This is a genomic window from Arcticibacterium sp. SM2516, assembly GCF_057914865.1.
The window spans coordinates 4,310,210-4,331,384 of record NZ_CP195290.1 but is presented as its reverse complement, the minus strand read 5'-3'; the positions used below and the strand labels follow the sequence as shown (position 1 = coordinate 4,331,384).

At 37.0% G+C, this 21,175-nt stretch carries 16 protein-coding genes; 9 read left to right on the top strand and 7 right to left on the bottom strand.

All coding sequences use genetic code 11. The features are described 5' to 3' along the window. Nucleotides 1-2 precede the first annotated feature (2 nt). From ACSBFT_RS17845 to ACSBFT_RS17835, 3 genes are all read left to right on the top strand, one after another. Nucleotides 3-737 (top strand): beta-ketoacyl-ACP reductase, encoded by a 735-nt coding sequence (locus tag ACSBFT_RS17845; RefSeq protein ID WP_489604851.1) that lies wholly within the window; start codon nucleotides 3-5, stop codon nucleotides 735-737. 106 nt (nucleotides 738-843) lie between these two features. Next, the gene (locus tag ACSBFT_RS17840; RefSeq protein ID WP_489604850.1) at nucleotides 844-1,983 is read left to right on the top strand and encodes an acyl-CoA dehydrogenase; all 1,140 of its coding nucleotides are present in this window, start codon (nucleotides 844-846) and stop codon (nucleotides 1,981-1,983) included. A gap of 298 nt (nucleotides 1,984-2,281) precedes the next feature. Next, nucleotides 2,282-3,205, top strand: a complete 924-nt coding sequence (locus ACSBFT_RS17835; protein ID WP_463045172.1) for a helix-turn-helix domain-containing protein — start codon at nucleotides 2,282-2,284, stop codon at nucleotides 3,203-3,205. Nucleotides 3,206-3,286: 81 nt separating this feature from the next. Here ACSBFT_RS17835 and ACSBFT_RS17830 read toward each other — a convergent pair whose 3' ends face one another. Beyond that, entirely contained in the window at nucleotides 3,287-3,706 is a 420-nt protein-coding gene (locus ACSBFT_RS17830; RefSeq protein WP_463045173.1) for a hypothetical protein, read from the bottom strand. A gap of 81 nt (nucleotides 3,707-3,787) precedes the next feature. On the opposite strand from ACSBFT_RS17830, the gene ACSBFT_RS17825 reads away from it, so the two are divergent. After that, nucleotides 3,788-4,348 carry a hypothetical protein gene (locus ACSBFT_RS17825; RefSeq protein WP_489601829.1) on the top strand — a complete coding sequence of 187 codons (561 nt, stop codon included), beginning with the start codon at nucleotides 3,788-3,790 and terminating at the stop codon, nucleotides 4,346-4,348. A gap of 21 nt (nucleotides 4,349-4,369) precedes the next feature. Here the strand turns inward: ACSBFT_RS17825 and ACSBFT_RS17820 are convergent, their stop codons facing one another. Both ACSBFT_RS17820 and ACSBFT_RS17815 read right to left on the bottom strand, forming a co-directional pair. Next, nucleotides 4,370-6,409: a penicillin acylase family protein gene (locus ACSBFT_RS17820; RefSeq protein WP_489601827.1), complete on the bottom strand. Its 2,040-nt coding sequence runs from the start codon at nucleotides 6,407-6,409 to the stop codon at nucleotides 4,370-4,372. 117 nt (nucleotides 6,410-6,526) lie between these two features. Next, entirely contained in the window at nucleotides 6,527-7,918 is a 1,392-nt protein-coding gene (locus tag ACSBFT_RS17815; RefSeq protein ID WP_463045176.1) for a purine-cytosine permease family protein, read from the bottom strand. Between the two features lie 1,020 nt (nucleotides 7,919-8,938). Between ACSBFT_RS17815 and ACSBFT_RS17810 the strand changes: the two genes are divergently transcribed. After that, nucleotides 8,939-10,153, top strand: a complete 1,215-nt coding sequence (locus ACSBFT_RS17810; protein ID WP_489601826.1) for a phage integrase SAM-like domain-containing protein — start codon at nucleotides 8,939-8,941, stop codon at nucleotides 10,151-10,153. Nucleotides 10,154-10,173: 20 nt separating this feature from the next. Here the strand turns inward: ACSBFT_RS17810 and ACSBFT_RS17805 are convergent, their stop codons facing one another. Next, entirely contained in the window at nucleotides 10,174-13,977 is a 3,804-nt protein-coding gene (locus tag ACSBFT_RS17805; RefSeq protein WP_489601824.1) for an SEC-C metal-binding domain-containing protein, read from the bottom strand. Nucleotides 13,978-14,239: 262 nt separating this feature from the next. On the opposite strand from ACSBFT_RS17805, the gene ACSBFT_RS17800 reads away from it, so the two are divergent. After that, nucleotides 14,240-14,560: a helix-turn-helix domain-containing protein gene (locus ACSBFT_RS17800; RefSeq protein WP_489601822.1), complete on the top strand. Its 321-nt coding sequence runs from the start codon at nucleotides 14,240-14,242 to the stop codon at nucleotides 14,558-14,560. Further along, complete coding sequence (locus ACSBFT_RS17795) at nucleotides 14,557-15,795, top strand: type II toxin-antitoxin system HipA family toxin (RefSeq protein ID WP_489601821.1); 1,239 nt, start codon at nucleotides 14,557-14,559, stop codon at nucleotides 15,793-15,795. The genes ACSBFT_RS17800 and ACSBFT_RS17795 overlap by 4 nt, the downstream gene beginning before the upstream one ends. Before the next feature lie 13 nt (nucleotides 15,796-15,808). On the opposite strand, the gene ACSBFT_RS17790 is transcribed toward ACSBFT_RS17795, so the two are convergent. The 3 genes from ACSBFT_RS17790 to ACSBFT_RS17780 all read right to left on the bottom strand — a co-directional run bounded on the left by ACSBFT_RS17790 (nucleotide 15,809) and on the right by ACSBFT_RS17780 (nucleotide 18,506). Then, nucleotides 15,809-16,900 carry a Fic family protein gene (locus ACSBFT_RS17790; RefSeq protein ID WP_489601820.1) on the bottom strand — a complete coding sequence of 364 codons (1,092 nt, stop codon included), beginning with the start codon at nucleotides 16,898-16,900 and terminating at the stop codon, nucleotides 15,809-15,811. A gap of 411 nt (nucleotides 16,901-17,311) precedes the next feature. Next, the gene (locus ACSBFT_RS17785; RefSeq protein ID WP_489601818.1) at nucleotides 17,312-17,860 is read right to left on the bottom strand and encodes a hypothetical protein; all 549 of its coding nucleotides are present in this window, start codon (nucleotides 17,858-17,860) and stop codon (nucleotides 17,312-17,314) included. A gap of 58 nt (nucleotides 17,861-17,918) precedes the next feature. Further along, nucleotides 17,919-18,506 (bottom strand): hypothetical protein, encoded by a 588-nt coding sequence (locus ACSBFT_RS17780; RefSeq protein ID WP_489601816.1) that lies wholly within the window; start codon nucleotides 18,504-18,506, stop codon nucleotides 17,919-17,921. A 601-nt stretch (nucleotides 18,507-19,107) separates the two neighbouring features. Here ACSBFT_RS17780 and ACSBFT_RS17775 point away from each other — a divergent pair. Both ACSBFT_RS17775 and ACSBFT_RS17770 read left to right on the top strand, forming a co-directional pair. Next, nucleotides 19,108-19,737: a hypothetical protein gene (locus tag ACSBFT_RS17775; protein WP_489601814.1), complete on the top strand. Its 630-nt coding sequence runs from the start codon at nucleotides 19,108-19,110 to the stop codon at nucleotides 19,735-19,737. A gap of 70 nt (nucleotides 19,738-19,807) precedes the next feature. Further along, complete coding sequence (locus ACSBFT_RS17770) at nucleotides 19,808-20,782, top strand: DUF8464 domain-containing protein (RefSeq protein WP_489601813.1); 975 nt, start codon at nucleotides 19,808-19,810, stop codon at nucleotides 20,780-20,782. Nucleotides 20,783-21,175 lie beyond the last annotated feature (393 nt).

Below are 21,175 nucleotides of genomic sequence, written 5' to 3'. Positions count from 1 at the left end.
TGATGAGATTAGAAGACAAAGTGGCTATTATTACTGGCGGAGCCAGAGGAATAGGGAAGGCTACCGTAGAACTTTTTATTAAGGAAGGAGCTAAGGTAGTTATTTGGGATATTTTGGAGGAAGGGAAGCAAACAGCCGATTTGATGGATACATCAGGGGATATATGTTTCTTTCAAAAAGTAAATGTAAAAAACATAGAGGAGTGTCATTTGGCAGCTAAAAGTGTCTTTGAAAAATATGGTCGAATTGATATCCTTGTTAATAATGCGGGCATTCTAAGAGACAAAAGTTTCTTAAAGATGAGTACGGAGGAATGGCAATCTGTCATTGACATTAACCTTACCGGGGTTTTTAACTGTACCAAGGCCGTAATTCCTTTGATGATTGAAAACCGATATGGAAGGGTTATTTGTACGTCTTCTGTGGTAGGAATAACAGGTGGTTTTGGTCAAACTAACTATGTGGCCTCTAAAGCCGCGATTATTGGTATGGTAAAAACATGGGCCAAGGAGTTTGGTAAGTATAACATTACTGCAAATGCGGTGGCTCCAGGGTTTATAAAAACGGAAATGACCGATAGCATCCCCGAGGAAATCAGAAATGGTTTTATTGCTGATATTCCTGTAAAAAGGCTTGGGGAGCCAGAAGATATAGCCAATGCTTATTTGTTTTTGGCCACGGAAGAAGCTTCTTATATAAATGGACATACACTTTCTGTAAACGGAGGAGTAGCGTAATAGACTGCGAGTTATTTATTGGTTTGAAAATAATAGTATGCTTGCATACCATTATTTAAGATCTTAAATTTGGTTCTAACTTCAAACACAGAAACCAATGCAAGGAATAAATTTCGATTTATCAGAAGAACAATTAGCGGTTAAAGAGGCTGCACGTGATTTTGCTGAGAAAGAATTACTTCATGATGCCATAGAAAGAGATACCCACTCAAAATTTCCTGTGAAGCAGGTCAAAATGATGGGAGAACTGGGTTTTCTGGGTATGATGGTAGATCCAGAGTATGGTGGAGGTGGAATGGACAGCATTAGCTATGTCTTGGCAATGGAAGAAATCGCTAAAGTGGATGCTTCTGCTGCCGTAGTTATGTCGGTAAACAATTCTTTGGTTTGCTGGGGTTTAGAAAAATACGGTACCAAAGAACAAAAGGAGAAATATTTGACGGCATTGGCCACAGGAGAGAAGCTAGGTTGTTTTTGCCTTTCGGAGCCGGAAGCTGGTTCTGATGCCACATCTCAAAGAACCACGGCCGTAGATGCTGGTGATCATTATGTGGTCAACGGAACGAAAAATTGGATAACCAATGGAGGTACATCTGATATTGCCCTTGTGATTGCTCAAACCGATGTTGAAAAAGGTCATAGAGGTATAAACGCTTTAATTATAGAGAAAGGTACAGAGGGTTTTGTGGTTGGTAAAAAAGAAGATAAAATGGGCATTCGTTCTTCAGATACACACTCACTCATGTTTTCTGATGTCAAGGTGCCTAAAGAAAATCGAATAGGAGAGGATGGGCACGGGTTCAAGTTCGCAATGGGAACACTGGATGGTGGAAGAATTGGAATTGCAGCACAAGCTTTAGGAATTGCTGGAGGTGCTTATGAAAGGGCTTTGAAATATTCACAAGAAAGAAAGGCTTTTGGTAAGGAGATTTCTAAACACCAAGCCATTCAATTTAAGCTGGCAGATATGCACACCAGAATAGAAGCAGCAAGGCTTTTAATTTATAAAGCTGCTTGGGAGAAGGACCATGGGAGAAATTATTCGGAGTCTGCGGCAATGGCAAAAGTATATGCCTCTGAGGTAGCTATGTGGGTTACTACTCAAGCGGTTCAGGTTCATGGTGGATATGGTTATGTAAAGGAGTATCATGTGGAAAGAATGATGCGAGATGCCAAGATTACAGAAATTTACGAGGGTACTTCTGAGATTCAAAGACTGGTAATTGCGAGATCGATATTGCAGTAAATTAACATACTATTGTACTTTAAAGGGCTTCTTTGAAGCTCTTTTTTTATGCTCTTTTGAAAAACTTCTATGTTTTTTACCAATTTTTATTAAACGAAAAAACGGCTTCAGATGCTATAAAATTATACTTTTTCGTGAAATGACTCGGTTTTCTGTGCCATTTGTATAAATAATTAAACATTAGAATTTTACAAGACTTTTGACTCTTAAGAATAAATTATTAGTTTTGTACAACATTATTATTCCTGAAGAGGAACGAATACACTGGTAATTTGTTAAGAAAGAAGAAATACTAATTATGGAAGATTATAATAAAATCATTGAATCACTCGGCGTAAAATTTGCCAAAGCCAGGCATATTAATGTGCTGCAGCCAATAGTTATTAAGAATTTTTATGATGTGGAAAACACATTATTAATTCTTTACGATGGCAATGTTAAATTAGAAGGTATTGAAGAGAAGATAGAGCCAGGGGATATGCTTTTTATCCCTGGAGGCAAGTCTTCAAACATTAACTTCGGTACTGGAGAGCCAAAAAATATCAGTTATGAAGAGTTCATGACTAGAAGAGAGCACTACTGGGATGCCATGACTATTCCTCATGAAATAGGTAAGGTGCGTAACTCTTTTGGCTTAATTGCTTTTGAAGCTAAAGTTTTTGACTCTGTTAACTTTTTCACCTCTTTAGATATTCCTCCCTTCTTCATCAAGAATGATAGCAAGTTGGCAGGATTGATAAAGGATATTTTGGTAGAAGACTTTACAGACGAAGCGGGGAGAGGTCGTGTGATAATGAATAAAACCGAGGAGGTTGTTATTGAAATCATTCGCTTTATCCTAAGAAATAAAATGTTTGTGGAACAGCTAGCCACAAACAGTACGTATTTCAAAGATCCTCGTTTGATTGACATTTTTGCTTATATCAAGGAAAACTTGGAAGGCGATTTGTCAAACAAGCAGTTAGCCAATGTTGCTAACGTTTCAGAAGATTATGTAGGTCAATACTTCAAAATGTTGACAGGTATTAATCCTCAAGATTACATAGAATATCAAAGAATGGAGGCTGCGGTAACCCTTCTAAGAACTTCTAAGAAAAGTATTCGTGCCATTGGTGCTGAGGTTGGTTATAAAGATACAGCATATTTTTGCCGTAGATTTAAAATGATGTTCGGAATACCAGCGGGTAAAATGAGACGTAGAGAGAGTTTAATGATAGGTTAATACGCTGTCACTATATATTATTTTGAAGGGCAAGCAGTTTTCTGTTTGCCCTTTTTATTTGGCAATAACTTTTTCTTTTCATCAAGATTGTTTTGGTGATAACTTAGTGGTAGGCTTAATTTCATTTAAAAGTTGAATAAATAGCGGCCTATCTTTTTTATGAATATCTTTTGAATCAATTTTGGTACTACCTTTTTTAGTAATTATTTGAACGTCAGAATTACTCCATTTAATTTCTATGATTTGAGAGTTCAATATCTTCTTTTTGTAAAAGATATTTTTTCTAAATTCAATACATTCGTTTCGAAAAAGCACTCTCGGTTTAATTATCTTAAAAGCAATATCAAGGAAGAAATATAAAATGGTTAAGAGGTATAAAAAGACAAATAGATGATCTCTATCTTCCGTGACTCTTTTATATATTGGGAAAATAAATAATAGTATCCCTATAATAGAGCCGAGTAAGCTGGCAAAACTGTTTCTAAATTTATGTTCTTTCACTAGTAATATGTTTTGTAGAGCTATTCCCTTTATCTACACGGGCTTAAGTTTAGCGATTAAAGTGTTAAACAACATTAATAAATGAAAAAAACACTAGTTATTATTGTTATTGGTGTATCCTTTCTCATTTACGGCTATCAAAGGATTAAGAAAGATGTCTATGCTCATGCTAATGAAGTATCGAAGGAAGAAAAAGCATTAATTGGCTGCTTAAAAGCAAACGTTAAATTAATAGAACGTAGACTTCAAAGCGAGAATGATAGTATTTTGCCATATAAAATGTCTAGTAATATTGAATTTATAAAAAACTATCAGGACAATATCAAAGACTTCGCACTTTGTGATAAAGTTTTTGAAATCGATTCAATGCTTACTACGGCTAAAGAATTTGATTCCAAAACAAAGAATCTCTTGATTGTTAATCATTGTAAAAAGGAGATTTCCACGTATAATAATTCCTTAAAAAGTTTTTTCAACTCAAGCATATGGATTCGAAATAGATTAATACGAAAAGGAGAGATTGAAGATAGAGAATACTTTGAATATTTAGAATTTAAATTGGATGCTGACAAACCGAGTAAAAAAAGAGAGAAATTAAATGCGGAATTAGACTCCTTACTGCTTGAGGGTTTAAAGAAGTAAAAAATGATTCCGTTTACCTTTTCATTCAGGCGAATAAACCCGATCAGCACTTTTCAATACCTCAGCCTTATCCAAAGTCATCTTCTTGGTCTTTTGATTTACGAACATTTCCATTTGGTCGGCATAGTGTGGATTTTTTGGATGGCTAGAAGCACCATAATTAATGACAGATTCTATTTTCGGCAATTCACCTTTTTTGAATCGAACAAGCTGTATATAAGATTCTCCTGCCACTCCCTTTCTCATTCCATTTTTATGTGGAGCCGTGTACATGGCCGCCAAAACATCTGGGAGGCCTGGTAGATTTATTTCGTTGGGCCCACGTACAAGCTTTTGAACTTGGCCTAAAGGTACATCCGTCTTTCCAAAGCCTTGAATCAATTCATTCTTGGTCTCTTCTATAAGGAGAACAGCTTCCTTTTCCGTAAGAATAGCGTCCGTTTTATACTTGGTATAATAATCATTTATCTTATATATCAGTATAGCAAAAAATCCGGCTCCTGTATTTTCAATATTTGATTTCCTATTCCATTGTTGTAGCAGCTCTATTTCTTTCGCAATTTGTGTGTAATTAGATGATTTAAGATTCCTGATGATATTGATGTCAATGGGGAAATGAAAAGTAGTAGGGTACTGACCATCATATTTAATGGTTTTGAAATCTTCATAACTCGCTTTGGGATACTGCCCTATTAATTCTTCAAACCTTTTGCTCCTATTATTGTCTTTGAGTGGATATCCCATGGTCTGGTCAAGATCATCAGCATTTATATTGTCTTCCTTGCCAGTTGCATGAATTACGGTATTGTTGGTATTGTACAAATAGCCAGACTTCGGATTGAGATACTGTGGTAAAGACTCGAAGGGATGAAAATCTGTCCATAGTGTTTCTGAAGTATTTCCTGGAAGTACGCCAGACCAATTATACTTAGGGTTCCTTATCGGAATTTTACCATTTGACACATAAAAAATTTGGTCTTCTGAATCTGCATATACGGTATTGAAGCCTGGTATGGCTACCATTTCCATGGCTTTATAAAAGTCTTCGAAGTTTTTGGCCTTGTTCATTTTATACCATTGCTCTACGCCTCTGATGTCTTGGTTGGCACCCAAACGGATGGAATAAGAGCCTTCTTTAGTTTTGACAGTGGCACCATATACGCTCCAATATGCTTTTTTGCCAATAGGTATCGTAATGAAGCCTAGTTTAACTTTTAACCTGACTTTCTGTTTTTCCAATTTGAGCCATTGACCATCAAAGAGATATTTATTAGACCTTTTGCCCTTCATTTGAAGGCGATAAACATCTATTTTGTCTTGATGATTTACCGTATGAGCCCAACCAAGATTTTCATTGGTGCCTAGAAATACCACACAGCCGGCTGGAAATAAACCACCAAGGATATTCCAACCGTCTTCGCTCTGAAGATGGGCTTCGTACCATGCTACTGGACCTTCAAGAGGTTGATGAGAATTTATATTTAGGAAGGTTTCGCCAGTAGTAGTTTTAGAAGAAGCAAAAGCAAAGGCATTGGAGCCCTTTATTGCTATGCTTTTGTTGATCTTTCCACTATAAATATCCTTTAAGACTGCATCGACACCAGACAGGACCGATAAAGAAAGTATTTGGGAGGAGACATAGTCTGTCATACTAAGAGGAAACAATTTTTTCACGAGAATCTCTTCCGGATGTAGCAGGGCATAGTGATTAATTCCAGCCAAATACCCCTTTGCCAAATCTGTAAATTCTGGTGAAAGTGTATGCATGTTTTCTTCCGCAATTTGCTTGGTTCTTAATAAACCTACCACGTAATCAACAGCCGCACCTTCTTTTCCATTGAGCTTTCCAAGCATACCTTTTCCAGCCAATAGCGTCAACTGTATCGTTTTAAAGTCATCTTCGCTATGTGCCCATGCTAAGCCATAGGCTACTTCAGGGTCGGTGGGGGCAAAAATATGTGGAACGCCCCATTGGTCACGGGCAATTTTAATATTTTCAGTGTTGATTTGAGCATTGGCAGAGGTCACAGCCAAAATAAATAGTAGTAGTATTTGTTTCATAAAGGGATGAAGAGTTATACCAATATACGCCAAAAATCAAACTTCTATATAAAAAGAGAAGTGAAGTACCTTCGACAGAACTCCACTTCTAATTTACAGGCAGTATTTGATTTTTTCTTAAGCGTTCTTTTTTTGAAAGTATTTGCTAAATAGTAAGAAAAGCACACCACAGGAAATCCAAGCAGGAAGTGTAAGGAAAGAAAGGAAAATTCCATTTGTCTTAGCGTAGAAATAGAATCCACAAACACTTACAGCCCATGCCAAAAGCACCGCCCAGTTTAGGTTTAACTTTTTCTTTTCAGCGTAGTCCGATGTAATGTCTAATTTAGAAGAGAAGAATTGGTCAAAGACAATAATAGCTCCTACCGGAGCTAAAATAAACCCGTAAACCGCTACGAAATCTAATAATTGCATAGCGAATGCAGGAAATATGCCTGCAGCAGTAGCCAAAGTACCCGCTATGATGGTGGCACCACTGGATTTCATTTTAGGGAATAGCGTTTGAAAGGCTAAACCTGCCCTGTAAATGGTTGGGTTTGCGGTGGTCCAACCGGCAAGAATAACCACCAAAACACCAAATGCACCAATGGCATTATATGCCAGAGGACCTGGAGCCACAGATGGGGCTTCTCCATTTGCTAAGAAATTTAAGGCTTCTGGTGATTTTAAATAAACGGCATAAAGCAACGCAGCAGCTATCCATGCCATGTAATGACCTACATACATTCCTGCGGCTGTAGTCCATCCTGATTTAGCGGATTTAGCATATCTGAAAACAGAAAGGTCAGACATACCTACGTGCATAGCAGCGTTTGCAAACCATGACCAAATAGCAACATGCCAAAAGGTGTATTTGATTTGTCCAGGAAAAGGCTCTCTACCTTCTCCCCAAATATTCCAGAAATCGCTAAAGCTCTTTATTTCCAACTGGTTTAATGCCACAATTCCGGCTGCAAGAAAACCGATGATAATAATAGGTGACATCCAATTGGCGGCTTTAGATACCATGCTGTAACCTTTGGCGGCTACATAGGTGGTAATGGCTCCAAGCATAACCACAATAATAATCCAAGTAGATCCATTTGGCATGACGTCTGTAAGCTTAGGCATATCCATATTAAAAGGGATGCCTACAGCTGTAGCAGAAACGGTTAACATAGAGCCTGCCAAAAAGCAAAAAAGAACGCCGTTGGCAATATTATAAAACTTTACGAGGCTTTTTCCGCATATCTTTTCCAGTTGGAAATAAAGTGTAAACCTGTTTTTGACAGCAATTTCGGCGGTTAGATATCTCCAAGACAATACGGCCATCAGATTACCAACCAGAAGACCCATTAATAAGTCAAATGCACTGACACCAGTGGTAAGGAAAAGGGGACCAATAACAAACTCTGTACCTGCCGCATGTTCTCCAGCATACATGCCCAAAAAGCTTTTCCATCCTTTGAGTTCTTTTTTGGGAATAGGTTCTCTTTCGTATTCCTCAACAACGACAACTTCTTTGCTCATTTTTTATTTTGGTAGGGTTTAGTGGAGCAAATTAGTATAATAGCTTGATATACCGATAGGTTGTATTCCCCCGAATGGTTTACTAAAAATTTAAAAAGCCTATTGGGGCATATGATTCTATGTTAGTTTGAAGCATTATTTGTGATAAAGCATATCTTGATAAATCACTTGTATATAATAAGTTATAGGCAACTCGGGTATCCGAACTTTATATGAAATAATGTGTTTCACCGTAAAATGCTTAACAAAAAATGAAGTGCTATGGTATAGACAGTATAGGATTGTGAGTTGCACCGATTCATAGATTCTCTGCTTGGAAATATTTGTTATTAAGAGTGACTTTCATAGAATATTTCAAAATTATAAGCTCCTAAAAATGGCTATGCAGTGTTTGTTATTTCATTATAGTGATCTTTTGTACGTCCTTTTTCTTTGAAACGAGAGCTATGCATAGAACAAAATAGTTACCTACTTTAAAATTCGCCTAAATCAATTGATGTAGTGTTTCTTATATCTGCGACTATTTCGCCCAAACTATTATATATTTTAATATCAAAACTTACACCTTGTTCTTAACTTAAATAAAGGTATCTAGAAGTTCGGTTAGGGTATAATATTAGAGATGTGTTGTTTTCTTCTGATGATAGTAAGACCATGCTTATTCGTCACAGTTGTCATCAATGTTTTATTTGGGATTCCTTCATCAGTAGCTATCCCCCAACTTTTGTTCTGAGTTCGAATGCTGTTGCATTGCCTTCGTCTGAGCTCTGTAGCCTTATAAGAAAAAAGCACCTAATCTTTCGACTAAGTGCTTTGTTTTCGTGGGAGTTGAGGGATTCGAACCCCCGACCCTCTGCTTGTAAGGCAACATTAATGCTGGTTTCATATGTATTCATATGTGCCAAAAATGCTGATAAAGAGCCATTTACTTGTTTAAGCCATTTCACATTAATTCATAAAATACCTATATTTGTTGGAGAATTGTTGGAGAATTTTCAATTCATCAAAACAAACAGGGTTATGAGCTTAACTTCAAAAATATTCGTTGATGGCCGATATACTAAGAAAGATGGTTCGCAAGCTATCAAAATCAGACTCACAATTGATCGCGAAACATTAGAAATTCCTACTGGGTATACCGTCAATCCCATTTATTGGAATGAGCGTAAAATGGAAATAAAGCCAGGGTGTCCCAGCATCAAGAATGTAACACGGCTGAATAATATGCTTAAAAAGCAGAGAATTGAATTTGAAGATAAGATCATAGAGCTTCAGAATTCAGGTGCCCTGCCCTCCATGAGCATGAAGACCTTAAAATCATCTTTAATTGGCAAAGCAAGCAATGACGGTATTTTGGCATTTTCACAAAGGATTATTTGTGAAATGGAACAAGCCAAAAGATTTGGAAATGCTAGAGTTTATAAAACGCTCTACCGAAGTATTAAGAATTTTCAAAATGGTAAAGAATGCCCTATAAAATCTATTAATTTTCAATGGCTAAAGGCTTATGAAGCGTGGTATTTGAGCAAAGGAAATTCATTGAACGGACTTAGCGTACATATGAGAACCTTAAGGGCTTTGTTAAATCGATCTATTTCAGAAGGTTTAATTAGTAAAGAGGCGTACCCTTTCGAGAAATACACAATTAGGAGCGAAAAGACGAAGAAAAGAGCTATTACAGAAGAAGGTATTCAAAAAATCAAAGCCTATTCTCCCGATACGCCCCAAAAAGAGAGGGCAAAGGACTTTTTTCTAATAAGTTTTTATCTCATGGGAGCTTCTTTTGTGGATTTGGCTTATATGAAGATGGCTCAGGTTCAAAATGGCCGAATAGAATATAAAAGAAAGAAGACCGGCCAGCTTTACAATATTAAAATAACCCCTCCTCTAAAGGAAATTCTTGATAAATATACTTCGAATAAAAAACCAGTAGATTTTGTCCTTAATGTTATAACGGCTAACGAAGAGGCAAAGCAGTATCAGCAGGTACGGGATGAGTTGAGGCGGTACAATAAACGCATAAAGGATATTGGTGTAGAATGCGGCGTTTCTGGCTCTCTTACAAGCTATGTGGCAAGACACAGCTTTGCTACGATTGCTAAATTAAAAGGTGTTCCCGTTCCTGTTATTTCTCAAGCATTAGGGCACGAGGATTCTAAAACAACAGAGATTTATTTGGTACAGTTTGATCATGAAACCATGGACGCTTTTAATGAGCAGATTCTTCTTTCGTAATTAGATATTAGAAAATTGCACTATGCTAAACAAATAATTCCCATTCTTTTTAACTTAGGAAATGAGATAATTGGAAGTGGCAAAGAATCTTGTGCTAAATACGTTGTGGGAATATCTTCGGATGTCATAATTAAGGAAATAATAGAATATTCACTTGGATTATCGACCAGAGAATCTAATGAATCAGTATTATCCTTCAGCCACTTGTCTCTTTCAGAATGTTTGTGTACCCAAGAACTATCCTCATTTCTTCCTAAATACTTATCCATTTCCGTTTTCATTTCATGAATAACTCTAGCACTGACTGTATTTTTACATTCGATAGAGAAAATTATTTTTTTTGCTTTATCAATTGCCAATACATCAATATCTCCATATTTTTCATCATTTTGATTTCCACTTAACTTACTTGGTTTTACTTCGTATGGTATAACTTCCATTGTTCCTTCTTCTTTAAGCCATTCAAAAACGTGGTCTCTAAACATTTTACCCTTTTCATCATTTATCTTTTTTAGGTAATTATTCAACGAACTTCCTTTTTTCGCTTTCAGTCTTCCGTTAAATAAGAGTACTTGGAGGTTTTCTGAAGAATCTAACACATGTCGGAAACTCCAATAGTAAAGAACTGAACCCTCTTTTCTTTTGACTTTAATTAAAGGCTTTCTTAGGTAGGATAGACTTCTATTGTATTTCCAAGGGTAAATGTCTCCCTTTTCATATCCGTTAGGAGATTTAATTATTGAACTTCTTTCAGACAGAGTTATTAAATCTAGTCCAATTTTTATTAAATCTTTTTGAAAGCCTGAAAGTTTTTTTGACAACATTTCAAGTAATAGTTCTTCTTTAATTTCTATAACGGATTGTTCTTGTTCAAAGGCGATTTCTACCAATGTTCTCTTAAGCTTGATGATTTTTGTCAAGCCTATCCCCAAATCACTTTCAAAAGCTTTATCTATTTCTATTATTTCTTCAGGCGGAGTGGAACCATTTGTTTCTTCATGTTGGATTGTCCTGAACTTATCGGTAAAATTTTCTTGATATGTATATACAGCAGTTTCTGCCTTAGCTTTTGAAAAAGGATAAATATATGTATTCACAAAACTTTTATCCGTTCCAATTCTACCAGAAGGAAGCAACCCCATTTCAGGATTATCCATCTCTAAGTCGATAGAATCAGAAAGGATTCCCCAACTGATAATTTGATTCATTAATGCAACAATTCTATCGTAATCGTCAATATTTGGCCATCGGGTTCCAAACGTAGGTTTGGCTGCAATAAATTCAATTATACATCTAATAGAGAGTGCTGTGGCTGCTAAATCATGGTTTCCTTTTTCAAGCTTTTGAACTTCCCTTGGAAAATCACTAAAACACGATATTTTCGCAGGAATATGCAATTCCTTAAACTCCCTACTGTGAATACATTTTTCATGCAATTTCATTAACCATTTTAATAACTCACAGGCATTGAATGCTTCAAGTTCAGAAATCAGTTTTGCGACTAAGGAGGAAACAACTTTATTACAGAGCGAATTCTTTTCTTCCATTGATTCTATCTTCTCAGGAATTGGTTCTTGTAAATCCAAATAGCCTACTAGTTGATCAAGTATAAATGATATTTCGCTTTCCTGAACGGATCTATAAGGAACAAGTCCTCTATTATCCAACCGTAATTCATTAGTTGTATCAAAGTATAAAATCATCTTTGCACTATATGGTTGCATATATGTTTCAATCAATTCTGTAATTGCATTTTCTTCCAAATGATTGGAACCATTTGCTTTTAATAATTGATTTAATCCTGATAAGACGGCACTTATTAGTTTTTTTTCTCCAAGATTATCTGGTCTAAAGAAAAAGCTTAAAATTTCCTTAGGAATTCCGATTGCAATAGTGTTTTTACTTTGTTCTATTTTGGTCTCGAAATCCAATTCAATATCTTCAGTTGTTTGAGGAGAAATATCAGATGGAGCGATTAACTCTTTTGCTAATCTCAGATCAAATTCAATCGGAGTGGTACTTTTAAATTGAGCAAATAATTTTTGCAAGTCACCTCTCATTTTATACAACCAGAAAATCACGGCTTCATTATAATGATTAATTGTTTCTTTTTCTTGCCGTGAATTTGCCTGATTATTTTTAACCCAAACGGGACATTTAAAGCATTCAATCAGAAGATTATGCTCTCTGGAATATTGCCGTTCTTTATATATGGGAGCAAAATCTCTCATTCGCCTTACTGGAACAGGTAATAAACCATGTTTTCTCGTCTGCTGAAGAGCAGAGTGTTCATCTATTTTTTTTACAGCAATTCTCTCAAAATCGTTTGAATTACCAATGGAGAAAGTCATAAAATCCGGAATTGCCGTATCTGATGGTAACAAGGATTCATTGTTTGATTGATATGAAACAAAGGCATCCAATATGCCTCCCATCGAAAGTATTCGGGATTGAGAACTCGCTTTACTATAGACTTTGGCAAACTTCCATAAACTTAATTCATCAAGTGTATCAGAGAAAACCAATTTTTCCAGCTCACAATATTTTATAGTAAGTGCTTCGTTAGAACTTGCAGCCTTCCCATACTTGAATAAGAAATCCTGACCGTCTTCTCCGATAACATTTAATGTGAAATATTTATATATGTGAGAACCATTAAGATCTTCAAGAAAGTCGATAACTTCTGTATTCCTTAATTCGAGTGGTAGTACCTCTTTTGACTTTGATAACTCTTCAGTTTGGGCAGAATCATTAATGGCACTAGTTGGGATAAAACAGACATAAGCTAATTTATCATTATCAAACCTAAATATCGATTCTTTCAAATTCAATTCTGTTTCTGGCAGTTGAATGTCTGTTTCTTCCCACCCCGTTTCTTGCAATAGTTTTTTAATTTCACTCCATTGATGATTGTCAAAAAAGTTCATTAATTCTGATAAACAGCCATCCTCAATTGCTTGTTTTCTTATAAAATGAGTTAAACAGTTTACTGATGCAGTTGGAAGAGCAAATAAAAACTCACTTTTCCCATTTTTAATAATAGGTTGTAGTAGCAAAGGATTTTTATCAGGATCATCATTCTGAAAATTGAGATCCTCAGGATCAGCAACAAAATGATTTAACACATTAATGTTCACACCATAGTGTTCTGCAATTTCTGATAAATGTTCTTTATCAAAAGCAACTGATTCCTTTAAATGATTTAACAAACCTTTTTCAGGCAGTTGAATTTTAGAATCTGTAAATTCTTCATATTCATATCTATTTAATCCAGCGGACATAGCAATGTATTGGCTCATTGCAAGAATCATTGTAACACCATCGCTTACCTCTGTCTTGAAATTTTCAGGAAGATTATTTTCTTGAGTAAAAATTGTTTCCAGAAAGAAGTTTAATATCCTTGTCCCATTGAGATTTAGACCGGGGAAAACTATAAAATCTCCAGAAAACCAAATTACATTTTCGGTAAAAAAAGTGCTAATAGGATCTTCTAGATAATGGCTGGTTAAATTATTTTTATAAAATTTGACCAATAATGAATTCGGAATATTAGGCTTGTTCTCTTCTGAATGGACAATGACGTTTCTTGCAAAAATCTCAAATCTAATATTTTTGCCGTGATTTACAGGAAGAAGTTGTAGGGCCGCATTTGTTTTAAGAAGATCAGCTTTATCAAATGATTTGATAAACTCCTCTACTTTTTGAGGGCTATGTCTTTTTGAATATGGAATGCTTGATGGCATATTAAGACAACATTTTTTGAATTTAAGTCCACTTCCACACGGACATGGATTGTTTCTACCAGTTCTATGCAGATTTTTCATTTTATATCTTCTGATAATCTAAGGATTTATTTTTTTTCAATTGTTAAAGTTATTACATTTTATTGCCTTTAAGTATTTGAGGTCATTGGAATTGAACAATCAAATACTCGCTTAAACACTAGGCAATTAGAACTCTTATTATATCAAATCATTGCTCCTGAATTTGCCTAGACAACGAGGGAGAGGTTTTGTGAAAACATTAGAATATTAATTGATATAATTGTGGTAAATACGTGAAATATGTTGTATAATTACTCTTATAATGATATTTATAACACCAAGCGAAACCCTTCAGAAATTCCCTGCCCTACTCCGTGTGAGCAGAGTAAAGGAGGGCTTAACGCAAGCTGAGCTTGCCCAAAAAGCTAATGTCAGTATTTCAGTTCTAAGAAAATTCGAACAAACAGGCCAAATTTCCCTTGAGTCCTTTACCAAGATAGCCTTCGTTTTAAACCTGACAGAAGCCATTGTGAAGGCCATTGAAAATACGCAAACGGTTCCTAGAACTATCGATGAAGTCCTAAAAGAGCAAAACTCGACCAAAGTTTCTAAAACGATTAAGAAAAGAGCAAGGAACAAATGAAAACTACCATCAATCCAATAAAGGTTCTCAATGTATCATTAAACATTGGAGAGACCCCTCCTCTGCCTGTTGGCAGATTGGCACATGATAACGGCAAAGTTCTTTTTGAATATTCCCCTGAATTTATTCAAAGTGGTTTGGAAATTTCTCCATACAAACTCCCTTTGAAATCAGGAACACAAAGTTTTCAAACGCATTTATTCGAAGGTTTGCCAGGGGTATTTAATGATAGCCTCCCTGATGGTTGGGGCAGGCTTTTACTAGATCGGTCTTTACGAGCCAAAGGGATATTGCCCGATACATTTACAGTTCTAGACCGATTGGCACATGTTGGGCATACCGGCATGGGAGCGTTAATCTACGCACCTGATTATAGCTCCTCTCCTCAAGGCGGAACTGTCAATCTGGATGAACTGAGCGAGCAATCCCTTGAAGTACTCTCTGGAAATAGTGAAGACGTATTTGAACAATTGTTGAAACTTAACGGGTCTTCGGCCGGTGCAAGGCCAAAAGCAATGATTGGTGTAAGCATGGACAAGAGTTCCATCATTCAAGGTATAGATAACTTGCCAGAGGATTACGAACATTGGATTGTCAAATTTGGAAATGCACTGGATGGGCATGATTCAGGAGCAATTGAATTTGTTTATAATCAAATGGCGACAAAGGCCGGTATTTTAACCCCAGAGACGCACCTGTTCGAAGGAAGGGGTAATGCTGGCTATTTTGCGGCAAAACGCTTCGACAGGCTTGCAGGTGGGAAAAGAATGCATGTGCTTACAGCATGTGGCCTCCTACATTCTGATTTTAGAACCCCTGCCCTTGATTATGAGGATTTGATAAAAGCGACGCTTTGGCTCACGAAGGATATTCGTGAGGCTCAGAAAATGTTCCGTTATGCGGTGTTTAATGTACTGGCTCATAATCGTGACGATCATTCCAAGAATTTTTCCTTCCTCATGGATGAAAAAGGAGAATGGATAGTTTCTCCTACCTATGACCTTACCTTCTCATCAGGACCAGCCGGACATCAAAGTATGATGGTAGCAGGAGAAGGCCAAAATCCAAGCGTGAAAGATTTAATGAAACTGGCTGGTCATGCTGATTTATCTCCATTGGAAGCTAAAGAGATTATAGGACAGGTTCAAGAAGCTTTATCTGAATGGAAAATGCTTGCTAAGAATTATGGCGTTTTGGCTCAAAATATTGCTTTAATCTCGGGAAAACTTAATTAGGTTTCTTATAACTTCATAGTTTTAAATAATACCGTGTATGTCTCAACTTCCCCTCTTTCCTTAATGCACCTATCTCAACTAGCTCCTGAAGATCGCGTGTGGCCGTTGCTCTTGATGTTTGGGATATCCTTAGGTAGTTCTCCGCACTCAAACCTCCTTTAAACCCATCTAATCCTTCACGAAATATTCTTAAAATGACTTTTTTCTGCCGTTGGTTTAATTGGTTGTCAAATTCTTGGAAGAATTTGGCCTTACTAAGGATAAAACCAATTAAGTCCTGCACATGCTTTTGTGATTCTAGAATCTTTCCGGAGAAATAGAGCAACCATTTTGTAATCTCCAAAGAGCCATTCGCTTGCTCTAAGGCTTCGTAATACGCCTTCTTGTCACTTTCTATCACTTTAGACAAAGAGGTAATCAATGCTTGCCTAGCCCCCATAGCCAAAGATTTTTCCGCAATTGCTCGCCCAATTCTACCATTTCCATCCTCGAAGGGGTGGATTAGCTCAAAATACAAATGGGCGATACCAGCATGAAGGATAGACGATAAGCCCTCCTCCCTTGACGTATTATACCAGTGTATGAAGACTTTCATTTCTTCCCTTACACGGGAGGATGGAGGTGCTTCATAAAATATCTTGGGCCTATCCAAGCGTCCTGAGACAATTTGCATGGGGTCTTCATGGGTTCGATAGTTCCCCACTACTTCTAAATCTGTTCTTCCATTCATGGTCATGGCGTGCCAAGAAAATAAGGTATTCTCACTCAACGATTCATCATATTTTCTAAATAAATCAACGAGCATTTGTGATATACCCGCCTCCTGTGGTTTTGACTTTCTCCCATCGGTTTGCAAACCCAAGTTTTTACGAATTGAAGATTGAACAGAGTCGCGATCTAGAATTTCACCTTCAATTTTAGAAGTATCCAATGCTTCTTCACTCAATATGGCTACCCTTAGTTCTTCAACTTCTTCAGATGAGACACTCGCCAAAGAGCCTATGATTAGGCCAGCATTTCTGTGGAATTCATTTTCAAATTTGTCAAATTGGCTTGCGTCAAATCTAAATGCTGGCCAATTCTGATGTTCCCAAATCCATTTCATGAGGTATAGATCCCGTTTCTATGCCTCAATATTAGCACAAAAAATGAGCTATAGAAAGAAGTTCTATAACTCATTGCAAACTTTCTTCTTTTATTGGTTTTTCAGACTTTGAAAAATTGTTAAGCCATATTTTAAATTAGGGCAATCCCCTATCAGGTCGGGCTTTACGCTTTTACGCTTCTCACGTAAAACGTGTTGCAGGGTAACCACTTCAATCCCTATTGCAGTATGCCGAACATTTAGGCCCCCTACTCTCTTCCGCACCATATCATCAGCTCACAGCGAAATCCTTTGGATATTCACAAGTTCACCATGCTGAAAAGGTGCTTTCCTAAGGTGATACATTTCGGGTAGTCAGCGGTAACCAGAATATTGCTCGATTGCATCAGAACAATACCCTCGTTTTTAAATCTATAATTCTGGTTTAGGAAAAGGGTTTGCTTCCTTTAACTGTTTACGCAGTAGCACAAAGTCCTCTAAAGCTACTTTTTTGTCCCGGTTTGTAAACTTTTCGAACTGGGCGGAAAGTGTTGTTAATTGGTTGAGCTCTTCAAAACTGGCTTCTGTATCAATGAGGAAGCTGAATAACCCGCATCGTTTGGAAGGTTGTTTTTCGAGAAAATCAAAATCCTTGAACCTAGTATTGCAAATTAACTCCCGTGCCTTTGGATGAAGTTGATTCGTGAAAGTTGGATCATTGTGCCAAGCAATCAAGGTATCCTTTAGATTCCAATCATACTGCTCTAACCATGATCTATAATAATTATAGCCATCCAGGCAATCAAACCCGACATATTCAATGGAATAGCCCTTTGTTGAAAAATGACCAACAACATTATTATAGCAAGCCAAAGCACATCTGGATAAATTAACGACCTGTACCACTTCTTCCAATGGAGCAGTATCAGGATACGGGATTTCAAATATGATGGGGCTATTTATTTTTTCTAATGGGGTCATTCTTATCACTGAAATTCTGTTCGTGTGGTGTTCTATTGTTTAAATCTAGCTAGTCCTGCTATCCAAACAATTTAGAAAAGAAGCCCCTACTCTGCTCGATTTCCAAAGCTTTAAGTTTTTCCTCCCGTCTTCGCTTAATAGTCTCTTGACGCTCTTTCTGTCGTGCCTTCTCTACATTTAGAAGCTCTTGTACCTGTTTGGCCAAATCATCATTTGCTTTTTTCAGATGCTCGATTTCAGAACCATTCTTTTTACCGGAATGGTCTTCCAATAGACGCACATAGGTTTCTTTGTCCTTACGACCTTCTTCTACCGTTTTAGTCAGAAGCTCAATTTGCTGTTGCAGGGCTTCCCGCTCTTTTTCACGAGAATCAGCTATCTCATGACGGATCGCTTCAAGCTGTTTTTCCCAATCTGACGGCTTTACTGTAACCTTACTGTCAGATTTTACACTATCTGACTGTTTCTTCACGGCATCAGGTTTATTGATTATTGAAAAAACACGCTCCAATTCTGACACGTCAATGACTTTGTGCCCTCTTGCGTTCTTTTCAAAACTTAACGTGCCATCCTTGGTAGCATCATTGATGGTCTGTCTGCTTTTATCGGTCAGTTCTGCGGCTTCACGTACTGTAACTTTACTCATGGAATGCTCCTTATGCTTTACTGTAAAAAAAGCCTACCGTATATTTGTGCCACATTCAAGACTTTACAAGTCCCCTGCCCCGACTTTACACAGTATTTTACAGCCTTACTGTAATTTACTGTCAGATTGGACAGGTCTTTACAGTCAGATTTTACTGTCAACTTTACTGCTTCTTACTGTAAGAATATGTCAGATTTTACTGTAACCTTACTGTCATCTCTTTACTGGGATTTTGTAACTAATTGATTTTACTTGATTTTATGCTTTACAGCTTTATTACAGTTGAAGCAATATGACAGGTATGTTACTGTAAAGTGCGGTTTTAAAGAATCGCCCTGCCCTTCTCTCCTTTCAATGAAGAGAAGATCCTATCTAACCAAACCTTAAAGGAGGCTCCCTTTAGCTCTATTTGAAGATGACAAAAACAGAAAAGCCCCAGTCTGCAAACTAGGGCTTTTATTGGATACAAATCTGTACCCCTTTATTCGTATTTAAAGCCTACAGGTTTGGTTAATCAAATGCAAGCAATTCTTTTGTTTGCAGCAGGTTTTTCTGTGTCTTTTTTAGGGCAGGGGTGTACACACACATGTACTTACCTAAATTGACATCACGAAAAAGATTAGAATCCTCAGGAGGATTTTCTCAAATTGGAGCAGTGGCTCTTATTAAAAGCTTTGACCCCTATCTGGATAAACCTGAAATCACAAATAATCAGCCCAAAAGAAAGGGCTTATCATGTCCAGAGGATAACGGCACATTCGTAAAGCCCTTAAAACAGAGCTTTATACGCAACCCACGACTAATGCCTATGACCAGAATGATGTTATCACTCCTAGCCGGATGGAACGGTAAAGGGCAGGGGGCTATCAAAACCACCACGGGGATTTTGGCTAAACATTTAAGCAGGTCAAACAGGATGGTCTTCAATTACCTTCAAGATGCTATGGAGGAGGGGTATCTGACCTATTCACGAATTAAGGATAAGATGGGCTACTATATTGGTATTAAGATAACCTTGAATTTCGGGGCTATTAGGAAGATTTATAAGCCAAAACATCCACAAGAGACGCAAAAAAACCAAGAAACACGGGATCGGAAATTTACTTCCGAGATAAAACCCAATTTAATTAATACTAAAGCTTTAGATGAGCAAATAATGGTGACTTTGGCACGTTTTGCCCTAAAAGCAGGGTATTTGGATGATTCAGTGCCCAAAATATCACCAAGTTGATGTAAATTAGGATGCTCACTGAAAGAATAAAAAGGCAGGGTGAGGATAAAAACCTCCCTGATATAAATCAATGAACTGTAAACAAGCCAACGATTCAATTGCCCTGATAGACCTCATGGAAAAACTAGGCTATGAGGTTAAAAAGAAAGAGCGGGGCGGTAGTGAATGGCGATTTCTAAGTCCTTTTCGCTCAGAAGCCGAACCTAGCTTTTATATCAATGTTAGGGATAATTGTTGGTATGATCATGGAGAGGCCGAAGGTTCTCGCTCTGTGGTAGATTTTGCCATGAAATATCTGCAAACCAATGGCAAAAGCTCAAGCGTATCAAATGCCCTTTCTTTTTTGGAGGATCTGGGCTTTGGCGGGAATCCCTCCCAATCTTTATTTCCTTCAGCCAGTACATTCGAGCAAATTCAAGAAGAGCTTCCCCGTGATCTGGAATTCATTAGGGCAAAACCAGTTCAACATCCGGCCATATTCCAATATCTGAAGGGTAGGGGTATACCGGAGCATCTGGTTAGTCATTACCTGTGCGAGGTTCAATACCGGAACCTGAAAAAAGACAAAGTCTTCTTTGCCTTCGGTATAAAAAACAGGGCAGGGGGCTATGAAATACGTTCGGCTTCCGATACGCCCGTATTTAAATCTGCCCTAATCAAAAGAGATATTACCATCATTAAAGGAAACAAGACTGGCAGTTCAATTAATTTATTTGAAGGCACGGTAGATTACCTTTCTCTTCTAGTGCTTTATAATGGCACTAAATTAAACGGCGATACAATTATAATGCACTCTCTGTCTTCGTTTCAGGATACTTTAGAATATATCCAAAACGGCTCGTATCAGAATATAAATCTATGGCTGGACAATGATAACAGCGGAAAGAAGATGGTTGGCAGATTTGTGGAGGAGGGGGTTGAGAACATTCAGGACAAATATGATTTGTATGGCGATTCCAAGGACTTGAACGATTTGTTGAAGGTGAAGCTAAATTCCGAGAAAGGTATTCATAAAGTAAGCAATCCAAACCTTAATCAAGCCTAATCATATTTCATGATTACAAAAGATTAATTGGTATATAGATAATAAAACAAAATCTGGTCATTTTGTTCTAAACAGGAATTAATGGTCTGATAATTAACCAGTTAAAAGCTAGGCGACCAAATAGGCGATTTGGTCTTTTTTCTTCGAACCATCTTTGATTTCGAACTATATTCGTCCATGTTTATTCTTCAATTATTTTAAGAAAAACATTACTAGTTCACAAACAACAACAACAACTATGACACTACTTTTGACGCCCTAAATTTTAATAGGTTATGAGACAAAAAAACGAATGATTCTCAACCCAAAACCTGCCACCTTTTAATTTCACTTGTAATGCTAAAGAATCTTTAGACTTAAATTTTCACGTTCTTTTTTTCTTCACAATTAACT

What these genes read in the sequence shown, in the direction of transcription:
- ACSBFT_RS17825 (WP_489601829.1), top strand. Translation starts at nt 3,788, where the DNA reads ATGAAAAAAACACTAGTTATTATTGTTATTGGTGTATCCTTTCTCATT.
- ACSBFT_RS17800 (WP_489601822.1), top strand. Translation starts at nt 14,240, where the DNA reads ATGATATTTATAACACCAAGCGAAACCCTTCAGAAATTCCCTGCCCTA.
- ACSBFT_RS17785 (WP_489601818.1), bottom strand. Translation starts at nt 17,860, where the DNA reads ATGACCCCATTAGAAAAAATAAATAGCCCCATCATATTTGAAATCCCG.
- ACSBFT_RS17790 (WP_489601820.1), bottom strand. Translation starts at nt 16,900, where the DNA reads ATGAAATGGATTTGGGAACATCAGAATTGGCCAGCATTTAGATTTGAC.
- ACSBFT_RS17780 (WP_489601816.1), bottom strand. Translation starts at nt 18,506, where the DNA reads ATGAGTAAAGTTACAGTACGTGAAGCCGCAGAACTGACCGATAAAAGC.
- ACSBFT_RS17845 (WP_489604851.1), top strand. Translation starts at nt 3, where the DNA reads ATGAGATTAGAAGACAAAGTGGCTATTATTACTGGCGGAGCCAGAGGA.
- ACSBFT_RS17770 (WP_489601813.1), top strand. Translation starts at nt 19,808, where the DNA reads ATGAACTGTAAACAAGCCAACGATTCAATTGCCCTGATAGACCTCATG.
- ACSBFT_RS17835 (WP_463045172.1), top strand. Translation starts at nt 2,282, where the DNA reads ATGGAAGATTATAATAAAATCATTGAATCACTCGGCGTAAAATTTGCC.
- ACSBFT_RS17820 (WP_489601827.1), bottom strand. Translation starts at nt 6,409, where the DNA reads ATGAAACAAATACTACTACTATTTATTTTGGCTGTGACCTCTGCCAAT.
- ACSBFT_RS17810 (WP_489601826.1), top strand. Translation starts at nt 8,939, where the DNA reads ATGAGCTTAACTTCAAAAATATTCGTTGATGGCCGATATACTAAGAAA.
- ACSBFT_RS17805 (WP_489601824.1), bottom strand. Translation starts at nt 13,977, where the DNA reads ATGAAAAATCTGCATAGAACTGGTAGAAACAATCCATGTCCGTGTGGA.
- ACSBFT_RS17795 (WP_489601821.1), top strand. Translation starts at nt 14,557, where the DNA reads ATGAAAACTACCATCAATCCAATAAAGGTTCTCAATGTATCATTAAAC.
- ACSBFT_RS17815 (WP_463045176.1), bottom strand. Translation starts at nt 7,918, where the DNA reads ATGAGCAAAGAAGTTGTCGTTGTTGAGGAATACGAAAGAGAACCTATT.